Source organism: Cryobacterium sp. TMT2-42-4 (genome assembly GCF_004402645.1).
Taxonomy (GTDB): domain Bacteria; phylum Actinomycetota; class Actinomycetes; order Actinomycetales; family Microbacteriaceae; genus Cryobacterium; species Cryobacterium sandaracinum.
On record NZ_SOFT01000011.1, the window covers coordinates 153,123 to 175,025 of the forward strand.

A 21,903-nucleotide genomic window follows, 5' to 3' on the forward strand; every position below is an offset into this window, starting at 1 on the left:
CCCGAGGGTCACGCTCCGGCGGCGGCCTCACGCTCCGCGGCGACGGCTGCGCGGGCAGCGGCGATCAGGCCCAGCACCAGCGGCACGTCTTCGGGGCCGCGCACCCGGTAGCCGGCGAGCGAGTCGCCTGCCCCGATCTTGAGGCCGACATCGCCGGGCCGCAGCACGGCGAAGGCGTCTTCGTCGGTGGTGTCGTCGCCGGCGTAGAAGACCCGGTCGGCCCCCGCGTGCCGGCGCAACCGCTCAAGGGCGTCGCCCTTGGTGCTGGCACGCACCGCGAATTCGATCACGTCTTTGCCGTCCCGCACGGTCAGGCCGGGCAGCAGCGTGCCCAGCTCCTCGCGTGCGGCCTTTAGGGCGGCCGCCGCTTTCCGGGGCGTCGCCAGCCGGGTGTGCAGGGCGAGACCGGCCGGCTTGCGTTCGATCCAGGTTCCGTCGATGCTCCCGGAGATGCGCTCAAGCACCCGGGCGAGGACGTCGAGCTGCTCGAGTTCCTCGGTGACGAGGTCGAGTTCGATCTCGGGGGTGTCCAGCTGCACCTCGATCCCGTGCGAGCCGGTGAGGAGCACATCGGTCTGCGGCTGCGACACGTGCCGCAGGCTGACCAGGGCCCGGCCGGAGACGAACGCGACCCGCACCCCGTCGAGGTCGAGCAGGCGCTGCACGGCCTCGCGGGTGCCTGCCACGGCGCGCGCGTCTTCGGGATTGTCGACGTGTGGGGCAAGCGTCCCGTCGAAATCGAGGGCCACGAGGATGTTGTCGGCGCGGCTGAGATCCTTCAGCGCACCGGCGAGGGTGTCGGGGATCCCGGGACGAACGGCGGCCCCTTCGGTCAGGGTTCGGAGGAAGGAAGAGGACCAGGCGGCGACGTCGTTGTCGAAGACCTTGCGGCGGAGCGCGCGCATGCGTCGCAGCCGTTCCTGGCGGGGCATCGCGACGGCCCGGAGGATGGCGGCCTTCACGCCGTCGATGTCGTGCGGGTTGATCAGCACGGCCTGTTTGAGCTCGTCGGCGGCGCCGGCGAACTCGCTCAGAACGAGCACGCCGTCGCGGTCGAAGCGCACGGCCACGTATTCCTTGGCGACGAGGTTCATGCCGTCACGGAGCGCGGTCACGAGCATCACGTCGGCCGCGAGGTAGAGCGCCACCATCTCCTCGCGCGGGTAACCGTGGTGGTGGTAGCTGATGGCGGTGTGGCTGATGGTGGAGAAGTCGCCGTTGAGGCGGCCGACGGCCAGTTCGATCTCGTCGCGCAGGGCGATGTAGGCGCCGACGCGTTCCCGGGAGGGGCTGGCGACCTGCACCAGGGTGACGTCCTCCACGCTCAGGCTGCCGTCGGCGAGCAGCTCGCCGAACGCCTTGATGCGGTGGGCGATGCCCTTGGTATAGTCGAGGCGGTCCACGCCCAGCATGATCGTCCGGGGGTTGCCGAGGTCTTCCCGGATCTGGCGCGCCCGCTCCTGGATCTCGGGCCGCCGCGCCAGTTCCTCGTAGGCGGCGGCGTCGATGGAGATCGGGAAGTGTTTGGCGATCACCCGGCGATGCTTGCCCTCGGGTGCGGGCACATCGATGGCGACGCCGCGGGTCGGATAGCCGTAGAGGCGCCGCACGGCTCGGGAGAAGTTACCGGCGTCGGCGAGGCGCTGGAAACCGATCAGGTCGGCGCCGAGCAGTCCGTCGAGGATCTGCTTGCGCCAGGGTAGCTGGGCGTAGATCCCGTAGGGCGGAAAAGGGATGTGGTTGAAAAACCCGATCACGAGGTCGGGCCGCGCGTCGCGCAGCATCCGTGGCACGAGCTGCAACTGGTAGTCGTGCACCCACACCGTGGCGCCGGGCGCGGCGGCGGATGCGGCGGCGTCGGCGAAGCGGCGGTTCACCCGAACGTAGGCCTCCCACCATTCGCGGTGGTAGCGCGGTGGCGCGATCACGTCGTGGTACAGCGGCCAGATCGTGTCGTTGGAGAAGCCCTCGTAGTACTCCTCCAGCTCCGACTCGCTGAGCCGCACCGGCACGATGGAGATGCCGTCGTTCTCGAACGGATCGAAGGTGCGGTCGGCGATGCCGGGCCAGCCTACCCAGGCGCCGTCGGAGCTGCGCATCATGGGCTCGAGGGCGGTGACCAGGCCGCCGGGCGAGGTGCGCCAGCCCTCCGTTCCGTCCTCGGAAACCTCGATCTCGACCGGGAGGCGGTTGGAGACCACGACCAGCGAATAGGTGGAGTCCGGGGTGGCGGATGCCGTGGGTTCGGCTGCAGAGGTAATGGGATCGTCCGTTCCGGCGAGCGCATAGCGACGCCTTGGTGGTCTCCGAAGGCTACCAGTGGGCCGAAAGCGGTGGCCGGGTTGGCCCCTCGGCCACGATCGCCCGACATGGGGACAACTTTGAGGTAACTCGCGTATTTTATCCCGTGGATCGTGTCCGGGTGTGGCGCGACCCCGGCTGACTGTTTGAAAGAGGCGGACCCATGGACCTGAATTCACTGCTGAGCTGGGTGTTGATCTCACTCGCGACCATCAGCCTCGCTGTCTCCGTCTCGTTCTTCGTTCTGGTGCGGAGGCTGTACCGGCGCATTCGCCGTAGCCGCAGGCTGACCGGCGCGGTGTTACGTTCTCGCACCATCCTGAGTTGGGGACCGCAACACGAGGTTAGGAAGCTGCAGTTGCGGCTGAAGGAATCTCTCGACAGTGGTCAGGCAGCCGTCGACCTGGCCCGGAGCAGCCAGGGCCCGCTCGGCGAGCTTCCACGACTTTTCCGTGGCATTCAGGACGAAAGCGTCACGTTGCAATCACAGCTGCGGCTGCTGACGAGCGAGACCGATCCTGTCGTGCTCGCCGAGGCGCTGTCGGTGGCCGGCCGCCGCGTCGACCAGGTGGCCGGGTTGGTGCGCCGGCTGCGCTCGGCAGTCGCTGCCGGTCTCGGAGAGCTCACCGATGACACCCTTACGGTTCTTCGCTCCGAGGTCGACCGCGAGGTAGCCGCGCTCCGGGCTGGGGTCGATGAGTTGCGCTCCCTCAACGGCCAGTCCCTCAACGGCAACGGCGGGCTCCCCGATCCGCGCCGGCCCCTGCCCATGAATACTTTCAACAGAAGGACCGAATCATGAGCCTCATCTCGCGGCTGCGCGTCATCCTCCGCAGCAAGTCAAACCGGGCCCTGACCCGGATCGAAGACCCCCGCGAGGCCCTCGACGACAGCTACGAGCAGCAGGTGAAGTCGCTCCAGCAGGTGCGTCTGGGGCTGGCCGAGGTCGCAACGGCGAAGAAGCGGATTGAGTTGCAGGGGCAGGACATGGGCGGCCGCTATCAGCGGCTGGCCGATCAGGCCCAGGAGGCGCTGAACCAGGGCCGGGAAGATCTGGCCCGCACGGCGCTGGAACGCCGGTCGCTCCTTGAGGGCCAGGTGGCAGCCATCCGTGACCAGTACCTCACTTTGGCGCAGCAGCAGGCGCAACTGCAGGACAACGAGCGACGCCTCGCCGAACGTGTCGCCGCTTTCCGCACGGAGAAGGAGACCATCAAGGCCACCTACGCTGCCTCCGAGGCTCGGGTCAAGGCCAACGAGGCCGCGTCGGGCATCGGCTCGCAACTGGGCACGGTCGGTGCCGACCTCGACCGGGCCAAGGACCGGGTCACCCAGATGCAGGCCCGCGCCGCCGCCACCGACGAGCTGCTCTCCAGCGGCGCTCTGAACGATGTCACGGCCCCGCTCGACGCGGACCTCGAGCGGCAGCTTTCGGCGGGGGCGACCAGAGCGGCTGTCGACCGCCAGCTTCAAGCGATGAAGGACGCCCGCGCCACGGACCGAGGCCCCGGCCCGAACGCTCGCGGAGGAACCGACGCCTGGTTGAGTATCGGCCAGGGCCCGCCTCTCTCCTGATCCTGGTCGCCCCAGGGCATCCGGGATCGATCTTGACAAAATCTCCGTCGAATTCGTTCGCGCTGCACGACAGAACACGGCGCGAGGTGCATGCCCGAATCGCACAGGCACTTCGGCGCATCAGGCGGGAGATGTGGCCAACTCAGGAAATCCGGCCGGACCGAGCCGGGTATCCGCACCTGTTCCGCACTGGTCCGCGGCGACTGAAGAATGTGGGCGACGGATGTCCTGAGTCAGCCACACGCGCACAGATGGCCCGCGTCAGCCGCGGGCCTGCGCCAGGCCGAACGAGCGGGCGCCGCGCCGACTGGCGACGGTCCAGTACGAGGTCAGAACGCTCACCAGCGCGACGATCAGCAGGATGGCCGCGGGCCCGCCGGCGCTGCCGCCTCCCCCGGAGACGATGGCCTGCATGCCCCGCACCGCCCAGGTGAGCGGCAGGTACGGGCTGATCACCTGGAACGGGGCCGACACCAGCTCAATCGGGTAAAGCCCACCCACCACGGTGAGCTGCAGCGCGAGAAGTACCAGGGAGACCACGATTCCGACCCGGCCGAACGCCGCCGTGAGGAAGTGGTGCACCGCCGCGAACACGAAGGCGAGGAACACCGCGAAGGCCAGGGTCGACGGCAGGATCGACCACGAGACGCCGAGAATGGTGTGCAGCAACAACACCACGACCACGGCCTGCGCTGCGGCGATGCCGAACGCACGGCCGAGGCTGCGGGCCACGAGGTTGCCGGTCGACGCGGTCGACGCGAGCGCGAGCGCGGACAGCGGCTTCATCACCAGGAAGATCGCCAGGGCACCGATCCACAGGCCGATCGGCACGAAGACCATGCCGATGACCGGGCCGATCGACGCGAAGGCGTTGTCGCGCTCCGCGGTGATGCCGACCGGTTCGGAGACGACCGCCGCGGTCGTCACCGGGTCGGTGTCGGTGAGCGGGGCCGCGCTGTCCGCGGCGTCCCGCAGTCCGCTGGCGAGTTCGACCGCGCCCGATTCGAGCAGGCGGGCGCCCGCCGCGGCATCCGTTGTTCCGGTGGCCAGCTGCGAGAGGCCGGTGGAGATGCCGGCAACGCCGGTGGCGAGGTCACTGGCACCGCCGCGGAGGTCGCTTCCGCCGGCGGAGAGCAGGCTTGCACCGTTGGCGCTCTGAGACACTCCATCGAGCACGCTTTCGAGGCCCGGACCCGCCTGGCTGATGCCGGTGCTCTGCGCGGCGAGGGCGTCGAGTCCGCTCTGGAGCCGCAGCAGGGCTGGCGCGTAGTCGGCGACCCGCGAGTCGCTCTGCATGGCCGTGTTCAGCTGCCTGAAACCGTCGGCGCTGGCCTGCACCCCGGCCGCGTAGGCCGGTAGGCCGGTCGCGAGCGGAGCCAGCCCGGCCGCGCCCGTGCTCAGCCGGGTCAGGCCGTGGCTCAGTCCGGTGACGCCCTGGGTGTACTCGGTCACGCCGGAGGAGAAGCTGGCGGCGCCGGTCGCGGCGGACGAGGCCCCGGATGCCGCGGCGGCCGTGCCGCCGGCCAGCGAATCGAGTCCGGTGGCCACGCCGGTGACCCCGGTCGAAACCTGCGCGGCGCCATCCGCCGCCTGCGTGAGGGACTCGCCCAGCACGGCCAGGTTGGTGTAGAGCCCGTTGAGGTACTGCGAGGTGATCTCGCGGCCGAAGACGCCCGACATGGCGGTGCCCACCGACTGGGCCACCGATCCGGCCAGGAACGAGTGCGCGTCATCCGTGCGGATGCCCAAGTCGGCCTGGGTGGGAGCCGCCCCGCCCAGCGAGGTCACCGACGCCGAGAAGTCCTTCGGGATCGTGAGCACCGCGTAGGCGTCGCCGGAGTCCAGGGCCGCCGCGGCATCCGCAGAGTTGGAGATGGTCCAGTCGAACCCGGTGGCCTCGGACCCAGCATCGGTAGGCTTGGTGAGTTCGGTCACGAGCAGGCGGCCGGCGAGCACCGGCTGCTCGGTGCCGTCGGGCAGGGTGGTGGTGACGATCTCGTCATTGTTGACGACGATCGCCGGCAGCGTGTCCACGCGCTGATCGGCGGTGGCGAGGGCGCCGGCGAAGAGTCCGGCAACCGCCAACGGCACCACGATCAGACCCGCCATCAGGGCCCCGAGAGCCCCTCGGCGCTGCCCGGGCGTGCGGCTGAACAGTTTCTCGAGCCTGGTGCTCATCGCTGCAGGGCCTTTCGGTCACGGGAATCGAGTTCGAGGGTCTGCACCGGGCGGGCCCCGCGGTAGACCGGGATCGCCTCAGGAAAGGAGGCGGCACCGACGATGAGGGCGGTCGATGCCGGAGCGAGGATCGCCAGCACCTGCACGAGGTCCCGCCCCGCCGGGTCGACGGGCAGTCCCTCGCCGAGGTCGACGATGACAACTCCCGGGGTTTCGGTGAGCGCCGCCGTCACGAGCACCGCGGCGCGGCCCAGGGCGGAGAGGGACGATACCGTCGTGCCGGCCACGATCGGGCCGGAGTCCCGGCCGCTCGGCGGAGTGCCGAGCGCACCGTTCAGGCGCGCGATCCACCCCGCGAGCAGCGAGCGGCGCGACGCGGCGCGGTACCACGGATGCGCCAGGTCCAGCCGTTCGGCCAGCAACTCCCCCACGGTGAGTCCACTGTCGCGGCTGTCGCCCACGTCGGCGAGCGCCACCGCGCGGAGGGCGCGGCTGCGCTCGGACGGCAGCGGGGAGCCCATGACCTGGAGGCGGCCGAACACCGGGTCGAGCCGGCCGGCCAGGGTGGCGGCGACGACGCGGCGGTGGGTGGCGGAGCCGGTCAGTACCACCACCGCGCCGGCGTCGATGGTGAGGTCCAGCGGCCTGAAGGGGCTCTCCGGCAGCCCGAAGACGGCTCCCTCGGCTGTGATGGCGTGCGGCTGGCTGATGGCCCATTCCTTGTCGGCCAGGTGTCGGCGCAGACCCTCACCCTCGATGTCGACGTCGGGCAGAATGCGGGAGAGCCAGCGTGGCAGCCACCAGGCGGCATCGCCGGCGAGGGCCATCGCGGCCGGGACCAATGTCATCCGCACCAGGAACGCGTCGAGGAAGACTCCGACGGCGAGGGCGAACGCGATGCCCTTGATCGCCCCGGTGCCCTCGGGCACGAAGGCAAAGAAGACGAAGAACATGATCAGGGCGGCGGCCGTGACCACGCGGGCGGCGTGGGAGAACCCGTGCACGATGGATTCGCGGGCCAGGCCGGTCTTCACGAACTCCTCCCGCATGCCCGAGACGAGGAACACCTCGTAGTCCATGGCCAGCCCGAAGAGCACGGCCATCAGCAGGATGGGCAGGAAACTCAGGATCGGCCCGGGGGTTTCCACCCCGAGCAGCTCGGCGAACCAGCCCCACTGGAAGATCGCCACGGTCGCGCCGAGCGATGCGGCCACCGACAGCAGGAACCCGAGGGCAGCTTTGATCGGCACGAAGATCGACCGGAACACCATGGTCAGCAGGATGATCGAGAGCCCCACCACGATCAGGGCGAACGGCACGAGCGCGTTGCTGAGGCGGTTGGAGATGTCGATCGACACGGCGGTCGCGCCGGTCACGGCGATGGGGGTGCCCAAGTTGTCGTCGATCGATGGTGCCAGATCGCGGATGGCCTGCACGAGCGCCTTGGTCTCGGGCGCGTTCGGCGCGCTGTCCGGCATGACCTGGATGATGGCGGTGTCGACGGTCGGGTTCGGAGTGCCCGTGCCGACGAAGGCCACGTCGGGCAGGGTGCGCAGGGCCGCGCCGATAGTGTCGAGGTCACCGAAGATATCCGTCGTCTGGGTGATGTCGACGACGACGATGAGCGGACCGTTGTAGCCCGGACCGAAGCCCTCCTCGAGCATGGTGAACGCCTCTCGCTGCGTCGAACCGGCCGGCTCGGATGCCCCGTCAGGCAGGTTCAGATCGAGGCTGAGGGCCGGGATCGCCAGCGTGCCGAGCACGCCCACCACGAGGAGCACGGCCACGACCGGCGCCCTGAGCACGAGGTTGACCCAGCGGTGGCCGAGGGTGGGCCGGCCGGTGTCTGGACGGGTGGCCCGGCGGTACGCGCGGCTGCCTGTCTTGGGAGTGAGGCGCCCCTTGGCAAGGCCGAGAACGGCGGGGAGGAGCGTGACCGCCACGAAGATAGAGACCAGCACGGCGAAGGCGGCGCCCAGCCCCATCACGCTGAGGAACGGGATGCCGACCACGAGCAGCCCGAGCAGGGCGATGATCACGGTGATCCCGGCGAAGACGACGGCGCTGCCGGCGGTGGCCACGGCCGAGGCGGCCGAATCGTGTGGTTCGACCCCGTTGGCGAGCTGCGTGCGGTGCCGCGACAGGATGAAGAGCGCGTAGTCGATGCCCACGGCGAGCCCGAGCATCAGGGCGAGCATGGGGGCCGTGCTCGAGACGGGCACGAATGCGGAAATCACGGTGATGCCGCCGATGGCGACGCCGACGCCGACCAGGGCCATCAGCAGCGGCATCCCGGCGGATACGAGCGAACCGAAGGTGATCATCAGCACCACGCCGGCGAAGATCAGGCCGAGCACCTCGGAAATGGTGATGCCGAAGGTGTTGTCCTGGAACACCTGGCCGCCGAAAGCGACCTCGAGGCCGGCCTCCTCGGCGATATCCCGCGTCCCGGTCACGTCGTCGAGGGTTTCCGCGGTGACGTCGGTTGATAAGGCGGACAACTGAATCTGGCTGAACGCACTCTCCACGTCGTCGGAGATCGCGCCCGACGCATATTCGTCATAGGGCGTCAGCACCGAGTCGACGCCGGGCACGTCCGCGAGTTCGGCCGCCATGTCGACGATGGCCGTGCGGTAAGGCTCGTCGGTGACGGATGCCCCGTCCGGGGCCGTGTAGACAACCTGTACCGCGGCGCCGGCCGCCTGGGGGAACACCTCGCCGAGCTTGTCGATGGTGTCCTGTGATTCCGTGCCGGGAATCGCGTACGACTCCTGGGTCTGGCCACCGAGGGCCAACCCGGAGCCGAGGATCCCGACCAGCAGGATGGCCCAGATGCCGAGCATCAGGCCCGCACGCCGGTAGGCGAAGTGGCCGATTCGATAGAGCAGGGTTGCCATGGGTGCTACTTCCGGGACGGGGCGGTGCGAACGGTGACAGGGGCAAGCAGCTCGGTGATGACGGTCAAAAGAGCCGGTCGGACCTCTTCCACCGGGGCTATCTCCTCTCCGAGGAACGTCATGCCGGCCACCAGGGTGTAGGCGGCGCCGCCGAGGGCGATACCGAAGCGGATGCGGTCCTCCGTACTCGCATCGCCGTGGCACAGCGTGTCGGAGAGGCGCACGATCACCACTCCTGCACGGTCGATCACGGGGATGCCGCGCAGCGACTGAGACTGGTTGATGAAGGTGTGCAGCTCGAGGCGGAATTCGAGGATGAAGTCGATGAAGTCGTTCACGAACCGGCTCCGGGTCAGGGCGCTCTCCTCGGTGGCGAGGAACCGCTCGAGAATGGCCTCCAACCGGTTCACCGCCGGGGTGAGCACCTCGTCGAGGAGCGCTTCCTTGGAGGCGAAGTGGTAGAGCACGCTCGATTTGGAGTACCCGGCCGCGTCGGCGATCTGCTGCAGCGAGGTGCCGGCGAACCCGACCGAGGCGAACTGTTCCAGCGCTGTCGCGCGCAGTTCTACGCTGGTGCTCTGGCGGTTGTGGGGGGGCTGGGGCGGAACGGGCTCTGGAGTCACCCAATTACGGTACCTGACCGATCGGTCAGAGCCTGTCCGATCGGTCAGATTGTCGGGAAACGCGCAGCAGGGCGACTTCCGGGTAGCGTTAGGCGCGGAGGTCTTCATGCGAAAGTTCATTTTCAGCAGTGCCATCATCGGCGTGCTCGCCGGCGGTTGGAACATTCTGAATGCCACCCGCACCGGTCCGCGCGACTGGCGCCTAGTGCTGATGTGGGTCGGCTGGCTGCTCAGCGCCGCGGTCGCCATCGGAACCGTCATCCAGGATGCCGACGATCGCCGAATCGAGGACTAAGTCTTCCACTGTCGGCGTGTCAGCGCGGGCCGCAGGGCGCCGCACGGCAAACTGAAGAGTTCACGGGCACGTTAGCCGAAAGGGGCTCCCGATGTTTGGTCGACGACGTCGCGTCGCACCGGTCGCACCGGTCATCCCCCCGCCCGTTCCCGAGCTCAGCGACGCTCAGGTGTTCGAGCTCCTGCACACCCAAATCGCCCGTCTCGTCGGCACCCAAGGCCAGTGGACTCTGGTTCCCCGCAGCAGTGACGACACCGACGTGATCTTCCACGATCTGAAGGCGAACCAGATTGCCTCGTCCCTGGCCTCCGTGCTCCGCACCGAGACCGCCGTTCTTCGCGGCGAGGTCATCGCCGAGCCCACCGCGCTCCCCTTCATCCCCGCCCCGATCTCCGTTTGGGCCGAACCGGAGCGGGCGCCGACGGCCTCCCTTCCGCGCTTCTCCGCCGCTGCTTCGACGGACAACGCCCGCCTCGTCGCCTGACCCAGGCCACCCGCCCGGCGTGAGCCCCCCGGTGATAGAGCCGGTCGAAGTCCCCACACGTCGGCGTCGGGCAGGGCCGAGAGGACGACGCTCGACGCTCGACGACAGTGTCGTGTTCCCGTTCAAGCGCACGAAGCTGCACAGCTCAACGGAGACTCGACCTCACTCTCATCGCGGAGGAGCGGATGCGTCCCGCCGGGGTCTTCCCGGCGCACCCCTGCGCCGGGGGGCTCGCCGGACGCATCCTGATAGAGTTCCGCCGCATTCTTTGTAGGTCTTCTTCGGACTCGCCCTGCCGCGGAATTCTAGATTGAAGAACATGACTTCCAGCCCCCGCATCGCCCGCACCCCGACAACCCGCATCATGAGCGCGCGCGACCTGTCGCAAATCGCCATCTTCGCCGCCCTGATCGCCGCACTCGGACTGCCCGGCGCCCTGAGCATCGGGGCGGTGGCCGTGCCGATCACCTTCCAGACCCTCGGGGTGATGCTGGCCGGGGCGATCCTCGGCGCGCGCAAGGGCTTCTTCTCCGTGCTCCTCCTGCTCGCCCTCGCCGCCGCCGGCCTCCCGCTGCTGTCTGGCGGGCGCGGCGGCATCGTCTGGTTCACCACCTCACCCTCCGCCGGCTACCTCTACGGCTGGCTGCTCGGCGCCCTGGTCATCGGCTCATTGACCGGCCTGCTCCTCCCCCGCTACCGGCTCTGGGCGGCGCTCGGCGCCACCACGCTCGGCGGCATCGTCGTGGTCTACCTGATCGGCGTGCCCGTCACCGCGATCAACCTGGGCCTGCCGCTGTGGGTTGCTCTTGTCGACGCCGCGAAGTTTCTGCCCGGCGACCTGATCAAGGTGGTCGTGACCGTACTGGTGGCCCGCCAGGTTCACAGGGCCTACCCGGGTCTGATCCCGCCGCGCCGCCGCGCCGCTCCCGCGCCCGAGGCCGACGACGTCACCGCCGGAGCAGTCACGCCCGCATCATGAGCAGGATCGACTTCGACAGTGTCTCGCATGCGTTCGGTGAACGGATGGTGCTGCGGGACATCCGTCTGTCCCTCACCGAACAGCGCATCGGCATTGTCGGGGCGAACGGGTCGGGAAAGTCCACCCTCGTGCGCCTGATCAACGGACTGATCAAGCCCGACACCGGAATCGTCAGCGTCGGCGGCCTCGACGTGGCCCGGAACACCAAGGCGGTGCGCCGGCAGGTCGGCTTCATCTTCACCAACCCGGACAACCAGATCGTGATGCCCACCGTGGCCGAAGACGTCGCCTTCACCCTGCGCCGTCGCGGGCTGACCCCGCTCGAGATCTCGACCCGCACGCGGGCGGCGCTCGAGCGCTTCGGGCTCGACCAGCACGCCGACCATCCGGCGCACCGGCTGTCCGGCGGCCAAAAGCAGTTGCTGGCGCTGGCGGCCGTGCTCGTGGCGGAGCCTGAGATCGTGGTCGCCGACGAGCCGACCACACTGCTCGACGCACGCAATGCCCGGCGCATCACCGAACTTCTGCTCGGCCTGAGCCAGCAGGTCATCGTGGTCACCCACCAGCTGGACCTGCTCGCCGCCTTCGACCGCGTGATTGTGATCGAGGACGGCCGGGTGGTCGCCGACGGTGAACCGGATGCCGCGCTCGGCGCGTACCGGGAGCTGTTGGCATGATCGGGCCGGCATGATCGGGCTCTATCACCCTGGCCACTCGCTGATCCACCGCGCGCCGATGCTGCTCAAGCTCGTGCTTCTCTCGCTCGCCGTGCTGCTCGTCGGCTCGCTCGGCGAGCTCTGGCAGCTGGGTGCCTGCCTTCTCGGGGTCGCCGCGCTGTTCCTGGTGGCGCGGGTGCCGCTGGGCGCCGCGTGGCAGCAGATCGGCCCGATTCTGTGGATTTTGGTGATCGCCGTTCCACTCCAGGCGCTGTTCGCCGACTGGACCACGGCCGGCCTGATGGCCGGGCGGTTGCTGATCGCCGTGGCGCTGGCGGCACTGTTCACCGTGACGACCACGGTCACGGCCGTGCTCGAGGGCTTTCAGAAGCTTCTGCGACCGTTCCGTCGCTGGGTCGACGCCGACCGGGTCGGCCTCCTCCTCGCCCTCACCCTGCGGTGCATCCCGCTCGTCACCGAGATCGTGTCCGAGGTGATCGAGGCACGTCGGGCGCGCGGCACCCAGGGTTCGCTGCTTGCCCTGGCCGTGCCGGTGGTCGTGCGCTCGCTCTACGCCGCGGATGCGATCGGCGAGGCTCTGGCCGCCCGCGGTCTCGACGACTGAGGCCGGAGCGGTTCGGTCCCGGCAGTGCGGTTGCGGCTAGGTTGAGACCATCAGCGGTTTCCGGTCTCACCCCGACCGGACAGGCGAGGAGCGGAACGCGATGACCCAGCCCAGCGGTACGACCGAGGCACGACGACGAGGACGGCTGCGGAGCGGCATCCGGGCCGGCGGCTGGTGGAGCCTGACCGCGTTCGTACTCGTCGTGATCGTGTTCCTGGCCTGGGCGAACACTGTGCGCGTGGCCGATCGGGCCGCGGCAGACGAGGTTTTCGCCAGCCCGAACGTGACCGTCACCGACACCCCCACGTCGGTCGTCCTCGCGCCCGCCGACGACGCCGGGGACATCGGCTTGGTCTTCGTTCCCGGTGCCCGGGTCGACCCTTATGCCTACCTCTACAAGCTGGCAGGCACGGTTGAAGACACCGGGGTGACCGTTGTGATCACCAAGCCGGTGCTCAACCTCGCCATCTTCGACCGCCGGATGCTGTCCACCTTCACCGACGCCGTCCCCGAGGTCTCCACCTGGTTCGTGGGCGGCCACTCGATCGGCGGCGTGCGAGCCTGCATGCTGGCGGACGATCCCGCGGTGGCCGGGCTCGTACTGTTCGGCAGCTACTGCGCGGTCGCGCCGGAGCGCACCGATCTGCGGGCCCTCAGCCTCAGCGGCAGCGCCGACCGCCTCAGCACCCCGGAGAAGATCGCCGACAGCGCGGATCTGCTTGTGCCCGACACCCGTTTCGTCGAAATCGACGGAGCCAACCATGCGCGGTTCGGCGACTACGGCGTGCAGAGCGGCGACGGTGTTGCCACCAAGTCAACGGATGCCGTTGCCGCCGAAATCACCCGCGAGCTCACTGGATTCCTGACACAGACAACCCCGTAGTCGGCAACCGTTGCCGGGACAATCGCCGTCGAGCTCGGCGACGGCACCAGGGCAGTTTGTGTTCTGTGTTATGCGGTGGTCAGAGAATCCACGTACTCCTGGTTCTCGGAGATCCACTTCGCCACGATCGGCTCGTAGTCCTTGCCGTCGTAGTCGACGAACATGGCCTTCTCAAGCGAGTAGAGCTTGTCGAGGTCCATGTCGAAGCCCTTGATCCACTCGGTGGCCTGCGGGAAGTCCGCGGCGAAGTCGGACTTGACGTAGCTGTGCAGCGACTCGGTGTTCTTCAAGGTTCCCTTGGGGTCCTCGAGGGTCTTGATCGGCAGCGAACCGTAGGCCCAGTGCGGCTCCCACAGGGTGACGACGATGTTCTCGCCCGCCTTGGTGGCCGCCGTCAGCTCGGTGAGCATGGCCGCGGTCGATGAGGTCAGGTATTCCATGTCGTCGAGGCCGTAGGCCGGGATGACCTTCTCGGTGGTGGCCTTGGTCAGGCCTGCTCCGGGTTCGATTCCGACGATGCGATTGCCGAACTTGTCGGCGTTCCTGGCCAGCTCGTCGAGGGAATCGATGGGGGCATCCTTGTTGACGGCGATGGTCAGGCGGGATTCCTCGTTCCATGCGCCGAGGTCGACGATGTCATCGCCGTACTCCTTCACGTAGGACGCGTGGGTCTCCGGCATCCAGACATCCATGTTGATGTCGTAGTCTCCGGTGGAGAGACCCGAGTAGACGGGGGCAACGTCGGCGTATTCCAACTCCGCGTTGTAGCCCTTCTCGTCGAGGATGGCCTTCCACAGTTCGGAGACCGCGACGCCTTCATCCCAGCCGTTGAACACGGCGATGGTGATGTCTTTCTGGTCCTTGTTCCCGTCGCCGACGACGGCGGCCTCGGCCGAGGCGCAGCCGCTGAGTGCGAGGAGCCCAACGGCTCCGAGTGCGAGCAGGGACAGTGATCGGTTTTTCATATTGTTTCCTTTCGTGTCGCCTGGTGGGCGACCGGGGCAGAATGAGAAATCAGGAGGTTCTGTGCGCGGCGCACGGACTCAGGCGGCCAGGGCTTGCTGGGCACGGCGCTTGCGGGCCGACATGCTTCGACCGAGCGGGGTGTCGCCGGTGCCGAGTGCGGCGGTCAGGCGGTCGAGGAAGATGGCGAGGATCACCACGGCGAGGCCGGCTTCGAAACCGAGTGCGACGTCGATGCGGTTCAGACTGGCGACGACATCCGCTCCCAGCCCCCCGGCACCGACCATACCGGCGATGACGACCATCGACAGCGAGAGCATGATGACCTGGTTGATACCCGCCATGATCGTCGGCATCGCCAGCGGAAGCTGGATCTGCCGGAGGATGCGCCAGGGCGAGGCGCCGAAGGCCTGTCCGGCCTCGACCACTTCTCGGTCGACCCCGCGGATGCCCAGCTCGGTGAGGCGGACTCCCGGAGCCATCGCGAAGATGATGGTGGCCACGATTCCGGGCACGACGCCCACGCGGAACAGGATCAGCGCGGGAATCAGGTACACGAAGGCCGGCATGGTTTGCATGAAGTCGAGAATCGGCCGGATGATGTTGGACGCCACCGCGGATTTCGCCGCCAGGATGCCGAGCGGCAGGCTGAGGGCGATCGCGAGCACACTGGCGACCAGCACCAGTGCGAGGGTGTCCATGGCGTTCTCCCACTGGTCAACGCCGACGACGACGATCAGACCGAGGACGGTACCGACCATGAATTTCCAACCGCGGGTGGCCAGGGCCAGCCCCGCCGAGAGCACGATGATCACCCAGAAGGGCGGCGCCACCAGGAGGAAGTCGACCAGTTCGTAGGCACCGTCGAAGACGGCCCGGATGAGGTCGAATAAGAACCCGAACGTGTCGGTGATCCAGTCGATGAACCCCTCGACGAGCATGCCCAGAGGAAGTCGGAAGTCGTTCACAGGTCGGCTCCTTCCAGAGCGGTGTCGCGGAGGGTTTCGGTGATCACGCTGATGGAAATCGTGGCCGCGGGCTCGATCACGGGCACGTCCCCCGTATTCGTGCTCACGTTGCCGAGCGCGGCCAGCAGGGTCACCCGCGGGATGACGCCGAGCAGACGGTTCTTCTCATCGACCACGGCGATGGCCAGGTCACTGCCGACCGAGGGTTCGACCAGGTCGACCAGCGGGGTGTCCGGGTTGACGGAGATCGCATCCGTGCGCACTATCGCGCGCAGATCGGTCTCGCCGGCCTTGACCTGCCCCAGCACGTCGCGATCGCGCACCACACCGGCGAAGGTGCGGTCGCGGTTGAGCACGAAGGTGGCGGAGGTCTGCAGGTCGCGCATGGTGCGGAGCGCGGCTCGGGGGCCGCCGGTGATCGTGACCACGGAGCGCACGGGCTCCATCACGCTGGCCGCGGTCAGCACCCGGGCGCGGTCGACATCCTGCACGAACTGAGCGACGTAGTCGTTTGCCGGGTCGGTCAGGATCTCCTCGGGCGTGCCGATCTGAACGATGCGACCGTCGCGCATGACCGCGATGCGGTCGCCGAGGAACATGGCCTCGTTAAGGTCGTGGGTGATGAAGATGATGGTTTTGCCGAGCTCGGCCTGCAGCTCGATCAGCTGCTCCTGCATTTCGCGGCGGATCAGCGGGTCAAGGGCCGAGAACGCCTCGTCCATCAGGAGGACGTCGGTGTCGGCGGCGAGGGCCCGGCCGAGGCCGACTCGCTGCTGCATTCCGCCGGAAAGCTCCGACGGCAGGCTGTCAGCCCAGCCGTCGAGCCCGACGAGGCGGATGATGGTGCGCGCCTTGGCGAGCCGCTCCTCGCGGCCCATGCCCTGTACCTCGAGTCCGTAGGCGACGTTGTCGATCACGGTGCGGTGCGGCAGCAGGGCAAAGTGCTGGAATACCATGGAAATGTTTGTGCGGCGCACCTCGCGCAGCGCGGCGGCGGAAATACCGGTGATGGCCTGGCCGGCCACCGTCACGCTGCCGGAGGTGGCGTCGAGTAGCCCGTTGAGCATGCGGATCAGGGTGGATTTGCCCGAACCGGACAACCCCATCACCACAAAGATTTCGCCACGGTGAACCTCGAATGAGGCGTCGATAACGGCGGCGGTGCCCAGCGAGGACACCTCATCGCGGCTGGCTCCCGCGGTCAGCTTCTTGACGAGCTCGTGCGGACGACGCCCGAACGCTTTGTACAGTCGATCTGCCTTCACGGCAATAGTTTCGGTCACGGATTCTCCCGGTGCACGCCGGGCGGGGCCGAATCACGGCCGACGGAACGGATGCACGCTGTGTCGGACGGGTAGGCCGTGACCGGCCTCGACGCGATGGAAAGCGTGGGCTGGGGCGATCATGGGGATCGCATCCGTCATGGCCTCACCATACGAAGCGCCGTACCGATAGGGCCGTGGCTGTCCATTCGCGTCCTGGTGAAGGGTCGTAAGACCAGGAAGTACTCTAACACGGGGGGTACTTGCGTCGCAGAAGCTGCGATCTCGACGGATTCGGGTAGTGAGGGGAACCGGCCCTAGCGCAGGCCGCGAGACAGTCGCCGCGGGGCATCCGTGCCGGGTCGCGTTCGACGACCCGGCCGGACTCAGGCCTTGAGCGCCGCGATCTGCGCGGACTTCTCGGTCGCGGTGGCCGTTTCGGCGGCGCTGGGCACACCGTGGTGCGCGATCATCGTGGTCTCGTCGAACGGCTCGTGACGGTCGAGCACCCGGTCGACCTGGGCACGATCGATCTCCTTGGTCCAGGATCCGATCAGCACGGTGGCGACGGCGTTGCCGGTGAAGTTCGTGAGCGCGCGGGCCTCGGACATGAAGCGATCGATGCCCACGATGAAGCCGACTCCTTCCAGCAGCTGCGGGGCGTGGGCCTGCAAGCCGGCGGCCAGGGTCGCGATCCCGGCACCGGACACTCCGGCGGCACCCTTGGAGGCGATAATCATGAAGGCGAGGAGCCCAATCTGTTCGCCCAGGGCGAGCGGCTGACCCATGGCCGTGGCGATGAAGAGCGACGCCATGGTCAGGTAGATCGCGGTGCCGTCGAGGTTGAAGGAGTATCCGGTGGGAACCGTGACGCCCACGACCGGCTTGGAGACGCCGAGGTGCTCCATCTTGGCGATCAGGCGCGGCAGCGCCGCCTCGGAGGAGGAGGTAGAGAAGATCAGCAGGTACTCTCGGCCGAGATAGCGCATCAGCTTGAAGATGCTGATGCCGGTGACGATCTTGAGCAACCCGCCGAGGATGACGACGATGAAGAGCACACAGGTCAGGTAGAAGGCGCCCATCAGGGTGAAGAGGCTGATAACGGCCTGGAAGCCGGTGGCACCGACGACGGCGGCGATCGCACCGAAGGCGCCGATCGGCGCGAGCCACATGACCATGATCAGGATGCGAAAGACCAGGGCCTGCACGTGCGCGATGCCCTCGAGGATCGGCTTGCCGGCGGCTCCCATCTTCTGCAGCGCGAAGCCGGCGATGAGGGCCACCAGCAGGGTCTGCAGGATGTTGCCGGCGGTCAGTGCGGAGAACAGTGTGGTCGGGATGATGCCGAGGAAGAAGTCCGATTCGGCGGCTTCCGGCGGCACGAAGGTGGTCGCGGTGAGATCGAGCCCTGAGCCGGGCTTGATCACGTTGCCCACGACGAGGCCGATCGCCAGGGCGAAGGTGGACATGGTCAGGAAGTAGCCGAGGGCCAGTCCGCCGATCTTGCCGACCGTGGCCGCCTTCGCGATGGACCCGATGCCGAGGATGATCGTGCAGAAGATGATCGGCGAGATCATCATCTTGATCAGGGCGATGAAGATGTCCCCGAGCGGTTTGAGCGAGACGGCGAATCCGTCTGTGCCGCCGAAGAGCAGGCCGACGATGACGCCGATGATCACCGCGACGATGACCGCCATGTACAAGTAGTGGGACTTGTCAAACTTCTTCGCGGGCTGTGCAGCGCGAGCGCGAGGCAGTGATGCCATAAAAGACTCCTTTGTCTAGTAACTAGGCTGGGGTGAGGCGCTGGTGCGCCCGGACCATCCGTGGTGTGTTTCAGACTGGACGACCGGGGCGCCCGCGTCACTGTTGCGGTCATATTGGTCACGGTCGCGCAAATGGAAGAAGGATGCGATGGGGCAAGGCTGGAGCATTGCGCGCCGCCTGTTCCTGGCGAACGCCCTGGTCATCATGGCGATAACCGTGTTCGCGGGCACCGCGGCCTTCGTGGACGCCCGCGACCGCGGTTTCGTCGCCGCCGAGGAACGGATGCTGTCCGTCGCCAGCGCCATCGCCGACAACCCGCTCGTACTGGAGGCCAGCCGCTCAGCCGATCCCAGCGCGGAGCTCCAGCCGTACGCCGAGCGGGTCACCACCGACGCCACCCTCGACTTCATCACGATCATGGCGCCCGACCGCACCCGCTGGACCCACCCGACCGAGTTGGAGATCGGCCGCCCCTATATCGGTACCGTCACGCCCGCCCTGGCCGGGGAACCGTTCACCGAGGTGACCACGGGCACGCTCGGACCCTCGGTGCGGGCCGTCGTTCCGATCACCGACGAGCAGGGAGCCGTTCAGGGCCTGGTGGCTGCGGGGGTGAAGACGAGCAACCTCTCCATCGCGCTGAGCGCGCGGCTGCCGGCCGTGCTGGGGGTGGCCCTGATGCTGCTGGCCACGGGCACCCTCGCCGCCTGGCTGCTCGGTCGCTATCTGAGCCGGGTCACGCTCGGCTGGGGACCGGAGCAGCTCGCCCAACTCTTCGTCTACTACGACTCGGTGCTGCATTCGGTGCGGGAGGGTCTCGTACTCGTCACTCTCACGGGCGAGGTCGTGCTCTACAACGATCAGGCTGCCCGGCTGCTGGGCCTGCCGCCGCGCTCACCGACTGAGGGCCGAGCATCCTCCGCCGCCACGCAGAGCCTTGACCGTCTCGACCTTCCCCCGGCACTCGCCGAGCTACTGAAGAGCGGCCGCCCCGCCACCGACGAGATCCACGTCACCGACACGCGCGTGCTGGTCGTCAGCCAGCTGCCGGCACTGAAACCGGGCAGCGGCCGCACCAAACCCGCGCCGATGGGCTGGGTTGCGACCATCCGCGACCACACCGACCTGCAATCGATGGGCAGCGAGCTCCGGTCGATGCGCACCCTCTCGGATGCCCTGCACGCCCAGACCCATGAGCACGCCAACCGGCTTCACACCATCGTGTCCCTGATGGAACTCGGGCGCGGCGCCGAGGCCCTCGATTTCGCCACCAAAGACCTGGAGCTCAGCCAGCAACTCACCGATGACATGCTCGACTCGGTGGACGAACCGGTGCTCAGCGCCCTGCTGATGGGCAAGTTCGCCCAAGCCAGCGAGCTGGGCGTGCTGCTCACGGTTGAGGCGGCCGGAACCCTCGCCGATTCCGGCCTGACGGCGCAGGACCTGGTCACGGTCGTGGGCAACCTGGTCGATAACGCGCTCGACGCGGCCGCCGGCGGCGAGGCACCCCGCCGGGTGCACCTCTCCGTCGGCTCCACACCCTCGTCGGTGGCGATCGAGGTGGCCGACACCGGGCCCGGCGTCGACCCGGACGCCGTGACCGACATCCTCCGCCGCGGTTACAGCACCAAGGAGCCCGGCAGTTTCGGCCGCGGCCTCGGACTGGCGTTGGTGCGGCAGACGGTCAACCGGCTCGGCGGCAGCCTCAGCATCACCCGCCGCGAGGGGGCCGTGTTCACGGTCGCCCTCCCCCGGCAGCCGGAGGAGCCCGCTGCGGGCATCGAACCCGACCTCGCGGCGACGGGCGGATCGCATGACTGAACGGGACATCCGGGTGCTCGTCGTGGAAGACGAAACCATTGCGGCCGAGGCGCACGCCGCCTACCTCGGGCGTCTGACCGGTTTCGTGCACGCGGGCACCGTCGGCGACGGCCATTCCGCCCTGCGTGCCCTAGCTGCGGCCGTCACCGCCGGGCAGCCCATCGATCTGGTGCTGATGGATATGACCCTGCCCGACCTGCACGGCCTCGACGTGAGCCGGCGGATGCGCGCAGCCGGCCTGACCACGGACATCATCGCCATCACGGCGGTGCGCGAATTGCACATTGTCCGCGGCGCCGTGGCGGCCGGCATTGTTCAATACCTGATCAAGCCGTTCACCTATTCAACCTTCGCGCAGAAGCTGGTGCAGTATCGGGACTTCCGGCTCCAACTGGGCGGACTGTCCGCGATGACCAGCCAGACCGACGTGGACCTGGCGTTCGCGAGCCTGCGCACGCCCACCGAGCTGCCGCGGCCGAAGGGTCTGTCCGAGGGCACCCTAGGCGCGGTGATCGAGTTCCTGAAGCTGCAGATCGTTCCGGTCTCCTCTAGCGAGGTCATGGAGCAGCTCGGCATTTCGCGGGTGACCGCCCGGCGCTACCTTGAGCATCTGGCCGACACCGGCTCGCTCGAACGGTCGCCGCGCTACGGTACGCCGGGGCGGCCAGAAAACGAATACCTCTGGCGCCGGTGAACCGTTCGGGTAGCTGTTCCAGAGCTGCTCCTCCTTCATGATCTCGGACAGGTGGTCGTCCTGCACCCGGGTCAGACGGCGGATCAGCCACGCGATGCAGCGGGTCGGGGCGGCCGTGACCACCGGCGCGGACCGCACCGCCGAAGGAGGGCCCTCAGGCGCAACCGAAACCAGCGCTGGAACGGTTGTTGTATCCCGCGGCGGGGCACCCGGTGCCGGCCAGGGTCTTAGAGGAACCGGTCGAGGTCCACCACACCCAGCGCAGTCAGGGACCGCGCAAGCATCTCCTCGATCCGTTCCGGCAGGTCCTCCCGTTCGGCAAGCCGGTTCGATACCTCCTGAACCCCGCTGAAGTACGCCACCAGATGCCAGGCCTCGCGGTCGTGGTCGAGCCCTGCGGGGATCTCCCCCGCAGCCTCGGCCTCGCCAAGCAGCATCGCGATGCGCGCGACCCAGCCCACGTACGGGGTCGGCAGGATTGCCGGGATCAGGTGATATTCCCGCACGAGCCGCACCGAGGCCCGCACGCGCACGTCGTTCCGGAAGGCGCCGGCAACCCCGCGGATCGACGCCACGATGGCCTCGATCCCGCGCACGGGTGACGCATCGCCCAGTACGTTGGCGAACGGAGCCCGCGAAAACGAGGAATGAACGAGCGCGAGCGCCATATCCGACTTCGCTTTGAAGTGGTACTGCACCAACCCCTTGCCGGTGCCCGACTTTTCGGCAACCAGGCCGATCGAGGTGCCCGCGTAGCCGCGGTCGGCGAATTCGATTGCCGCCGCTGCCAGGATGCGTTCACGCGCCTCGATCTTGCGAGCATCACTTCCAGCCACCAGCACCTCCGAGAATCGTCACCGTTCGACCGAATGGTGCGATATGCCAGCGTAACCATCGAGGCTGGGACGCCTTCACCTGAGTGTGCTGTACGA

19 protein-coding genes are annotated in these 21,903 nt (G+C 68.1%); 10 read left to right on the top strand and 9 right to left on the bottom strand.

Going from position 1 to position 21,903, the window contains the following annotated elements:
• Positions 1 to 8: 8 nt before the first annotated feature.
• Entirely contained in the window at positions 9 to 2,201 is a 2,193-nt protein-coding gene (locus E3O18_RS03000; protein WP_241973532.1) for a bifunctional alpha,alpha-trehalose-phosphate synthase (UDP-forming)/trehalose-phosphatase, read from the bottom strand.
• 263 nt (positions 2,202 to 2,464) lie between these two features.
• Between E3O18_RS03000 and E3O18_RS03005 the strand changes: the two genes are divergently transcribed.
• Both E3O18_RS03005 and E3O18_RS03010 read left to right on the top strand, forming a co-directional pair.
• The gene (locus E3O18_RS03005) at positions 2,465 to 3,103 is read left to right on the top strand and encodes a hypothetical protein (RefSeq protein ID WP_134394226.1); all 639 of its coding nucleotides are present in this window, start codon (positions 2,465 to 2,467) and stop codon (positions 3,101 to 3,103) included.
• The gene (locus E3O18_RS03010; RefSeq protein ID WP_134417406.1) at positions 3,100 to 3,876 is read left to right on the top strand and encodes a PspA/IM30 family protein; all 777 of its coding nucleotides are present in this window, start codon (positions 3,100 to 3,102) and stop codon (positions 3,874 to 3,876) included. Before E3O18_RS03005 ends, E3O18_RS03010 begins: the two co-directional genes overlap by 4 nt.
• Before the next feature lie 261 nt (positions 3,877 to 4,137).
• Here the strand turns inward: E3O18_RS03010 and E3O18_RS03015 are convergent, their stop codons facing one another.
• The 3 genes from E3O18_RS03015 to E3O18_RS03025 are packed head-to-tail and all read right to left on the bottom strand — an operon-like array spanning position 4,138 to position 9,574.
• Positions 4,138 to 6,054 carry a YhgE/Pip family protein gene (locus E3O18_RS03015; protein ID WP_134417408.1) on the bottom strand — a complete coding sequence of 639 codons (1,917 nt, stop codon included), beginning with the start codon at positions 6,052 to 6,054 and terminating at the stop codon, positions 4,138 to 4,140.
• On the bottom strand, positions 6,051 to 8,951 hold the full coding sequence (locus tag E3O18_RS03020) for an MMPL family transporter (RefSeq protein WP_134417410.1): 2,901 nt from the start codon (positions 8,949 to 8,951) through the stop codon (positions 6,051 to 6,053). The genes E3O18_RS03015 and E3O18_RS03020 overlap by 4 nt, the downstream gene beginning before the upstream one ends.
• A 5-nt stretch (positions 8,952 to 8,956) precedes the next feature.
• Complete coding sequence (locus tag E3O18_RS03025; RefSeq protein ID WP_241978103.1) at positions 8,957 to 9,574, bottom strand: TetR/AcrR family transcriptional regulator; 618 nt, start codon at positions 9,572 to 9,574, stop codon at positions 8,957 to 8,959.
• A 106-nt stretch (positions 9,575 to 9,680) separates the two neighbouring features.
• Between E3O18_RS03025 and E3O18_RS03030 the strand changes: the two genes are divergently transcribed.
• From E3O18_RS03030 to E3O18_RS03055, 6 genes are all read left to right on the top strand, one after another.
• Positions 9,681 to 9,869 carry a hypothetical protein gene (locus E3O18_RS03030; RefSeq protein ID WP_134417414.1) on the top strand — a complete coding sequence of 63 codons (189 nt, stop codon included), beginning with the start codon at positions 9,681 to 9,683 and terminating at the stop codon, positions 9,867 to 9,869.
• A gap of 91 nt (positions 9,870 to 9,960) precedes the next feature.
• Positions 9,961 to 10,353, top strand: a complete 393-nt coding sequence (locus tag E3O18_RS03035) for a hypothetical protein (RefSeq protein ID WP_134417416.1) — start codon at positions 9,961 to 9,963, stop codon at positions 10,351 to 10,353.
• Between the two features lie 319 nt (positions 10,354 to 10,672).
• A complete protein-coding gene (locus E3O18_RS03040) occupies positions 10,673 to 11,332 on the top strand; it encodes a biotin transporter BioY (protein ID WP_134394233.1) in 660 nt (219 codons plus the stop codon).
• Complete coding sequence (locus tag E3O18_RS03045; RefSeq protein ID WP_134399008.1) at positions 11,329 to 12,009, top strand: ABC transporter ATP-binding protein; 681 nt, start codon at positions 11,329 to 11,331, stop codon at positions 12,007 to 12,009. Before E3O18_RS03040 ends, E3O18_RS03045 begins: the two co-directional genes overlap by 4 nt.
• A gap of 10 nt (positions 12,010 to 12,019) precedes the next feature.
• Positions 12,020 to 12,613 (top strand): energy-coupling factor transporter transmembrane protein EcfT, encoded by a 594-nt coding sequence (locus tag E3O18_RS03050; RefSeq protein WP_134399007.1) that lies wholly within the window; start codon positions 12,020 to 12,022, stop codon positions 12,611 to 12,613.
• A gap of 100 nt (positions 12,614 to 12,713) precedes the next feature.
• On the top strand, positions 12,714 to 13,496 hold the full coding sequence (locus tag E3O18_RS03055) for an alpha/beta hydrolase (RefSeq protein WP_134417418.1): 783 nt from the start codon (positions 12,714 to 12,716) through the stop codon (positions 13,494 to 13,496).
• Positions 13,497 to 13,564: 68 nt separating this feature from the next.
• On the opposite strand, the gene E3O18_RS03060 is transcribed toward E3O18_RS03055, so the two are convergent.
• From E3O18_RS03060 to E3O18_RS03075, 4 genes are all read right to left on the bottom strand, one after another.
• Positions 13,565 to 14,461 (bottom strand): glycine betaine ABC transporter substrate-binding protein, encoded by an 897-nt coding sequence (locus E3O18_RS03060; RefSeq protein ID WP_134394237.1) that lies wholly within the window; start codon positions 14,459 to 14,461, stop codon positions 13,565 to 13,567.
• Positions 14,462 to 14,539: 78 nt separating this feature from the next.
• Positions 14,540 to 15,427 carry a proline/glycine betaine ABC transporter permease gene (locus E3O18_RS03065; protein WP_134394238.1) on the bottom strand — a complete coding sequence of 296 codons (888 nt, stop codon included), beginning with the start codon at positions 15,425 to 15,427 and terminating at the stop codon, positions 14,540 to 14,542.
• A complete protein-coding gene (locus E3O18_RS03070) occupies positions 15,424 to 16,710 on the bottom strand; it encodes a glycine betaine/L-proline ABC transporter ATP-binding protein (RefSeq protein ID WP_104102823.1) in 1,287 nt (428 codons plus the stop codon). Before E3O18_RS03070 ends, E3O18_RS03065 begins: the two co-directional genes overlap by 4 nt.
• A 365-nt stretch (positions 16,711 to 17,075) precedes the next feature.
• A complete protein-coding gene (locus tag E3O18_RS03075; protein ID WP_134394239.1) occupies positions 17,076 to 18,455 on the bottom strand; it encodes a cation:dicarboxylase symporter family transporter in 1,380 nt (459 codons plus the stop codon).
• Positions 18,456 to 18,603: 148 nt separating this feature from the next.
• On the opposite strand from E3O18_RS03075, the gene E3O18_RS03080 reads away from it, so the two are divergent.
• Positions 18,604 to 20,277, top strand: coding sequence for a sensor histidine kinase (locus E3O18_RS03080; protein WP_134417420.1), 1,674 nt, complete (start codon positions 18,604 to 18,606; stop codon positions 20,275 to 20,277).
• Entirely contained in the window at positions 20,270 to 20,971 is a 702-nt protein-coding gene (locus tag E3O18_RS03085; RefSeq protein ID WP_134394241.1) for a response regulator, read from the top strand. Before E3O18_RS03080 ends, E3O18_RS03085 begins: the two co-directional genes overlap by 8 nt.
• Before the next feature lie 227 nt (positions 20,972 to 21,198).
• On the opposite strand, the gene E3O18_RS03090 is transcribed toward E3O18_RS03085, so the two are convergent.
• The gene (locus E3O18_RS03090; protein ID WP_166784594.1) at positions 21,199 to 21,807 is read right to left on the bottom strand and encodes a TetR/AcrR family transcriptional regulator; all 609 of its coding nucleotides are present in this window, start codon (positions 21,805 to 21,807) and stop codon (positions 21,199 to 21,201) included.
• Between the last annotated feature and the right edge of the window lie 96 nt (positions 21,808 to 21,903).